This is a genomic window from Acidovorax sp. LjRoot38, assembly GCF_964252975.1.
In the GTDB taxonomy this organism is placed as follows: Bacteria; Pseudomonadota; Gammaproteobacteria; order Burkholderiales; family Burkholderiaceae_C; genus Acidovorax; species Acidovorax facilis.
The window spans coordinates 1-1,452 of the sequence record NZ_CAXUPT020000042.1 but is presented as its reverse complement, the minus strand read 5'-3'; the positions used below and the strand labels follow the sequence as shown (position 1 = coordinate 1,452).

Sequence of the window (1,452 nt, the reverse complement as noted above, 5' to 3'; positions counted from 1 at the left end):
CTGGCTTTCACGACTTAACTCAATCCCCTGGCTGGCCGCTGCACTGCTGGCGCCTTCGCTGGCCTTTGCTCAGATGCCGGACGGTGCCCCCCCGAAAGTGGACTACCAACTTTCGTACCGATCAGCTCTGACGGGCTATGAGGTCTACAAAGAGCAAGCCGTCCAGCCCTGGAAGGCTGCCAACGACAAGGTGGGCGAAATTGGAGGATGGCGCGCCTATGCCAAGGAAATGCGCCAGCCCGCACCCGCAGCGGACCAGGGCCAACCAGCCCAAGGCCATGACGCACACCACGGGGGCAAACAATGATCCGTACCCTTCGCATGCCCCGCGCCAAACTAGTGATCGCTGTTGCCGCAGTGGCGGTCTTGTCTGGCTGCGCCAGCGTGAATCTGGAGCAAAACCTCTCCAGCGCCAACGCGGCGACAAGCGGTTTCACGGACGGCGGACTTACTCTGGCCCGGGACCGGAATGAGCAAGATGCCTTGCGCCAACGCGCCTCGGACTTGTTGGCCAAACCGCTCAGTCAACAAGATGCCGTTCAACTCGCTCTGGTCAATAGCCCGTCCCTGCAAGCCATCGTGGCTCAAAACTGGGCGGACGCTTCCACGGCGGCCCAGTCCGGCCGCATCGCCAACCCTATTCTGAGCCTGGAGCGCGTTCGGCTAGGCAGCGAGACGGAGATCGGACGCCTCCTTTCCTTCGGTCTGCTTGACCTGCTGACCTTGCCCATGCGCAAAGGTATCGCCGAGCAGCGTGTCAAACAGACTCAGCTGCGCCTCAGCAGCGATGTAGTGGACCAGGTGACCCAAGTACGCCAAGCCTGGGTCCGCGCTGTTGCCGCGCAACAGACGTTGACTTACACCCAACAGGTTGTCGCAAGCGCCCAAGCCAGCGCCGAGTTGGCCAAGCGCATGCAGGCAGTCGGTAATTTCAACAAGCTTGACCGTGCACGCCAGCAAGCGTTCTATGCCGACACAGCGACCCAGCTGGCCACCGCCCAGCACGGGGTCACAGCGGCCCGTGAAGAGCTGGTGCGGATGCTGGGCCTTGATGACAACCAAGCCCAGCAGCTCAAGTTGCCTGAGCGCCTGCCGACGCTGCCCAAGGAGCCGCTGTCCCCAGCAGATGCTGGCCGTCAGGCATCCAAGGGGCGGCTGGATCTTCAGATCGCGAAGGCCGACTATGACGCAGCCGCACGCGCGCAAGGCTGGAACACGATCACGACCTTCACGGACATTGAACTGGGTGTACGGCGCGACTCTGTCTTCGATGCAGCCGAGAACACCCACTCGACGCGGCGCGGCTTCGAGATCAGTCTGCAGCTGCCGATCTTCGATTGGGGGGGCATGCGACGCGATTCCATGAACGCGCAAACCCTGGCCGCTGCCAACCGCCTGGAGGCCACAGCCCGCGCGGCGGGCTCGAACTTGCGCGAGAGCTATTCCGCGTAC

General features: G+C 63.0%; 2 protein-coding genes. Both read left to right on the top strand.

Annotated elements, in window-relative coordinates:
* Positions 1-307, top strand: a 307-nt coding sequence (locus ACSQ22_RS26280) for a hypothetical protein (protein WP_436131962.1), incomplete at its 5' end; no start/stop codon positions are given.
* The coding region (locus ACSQ22_RS26275) for a TolC family protein (protein ID WP_436131961.1) at positions 304-1,452 on the top strand (1,149 nt) is incomplete at its 3' end. The genes ACSQ22_RS26280 and ACSQ22_RS26275, both read left to right, overlap by 4 nt.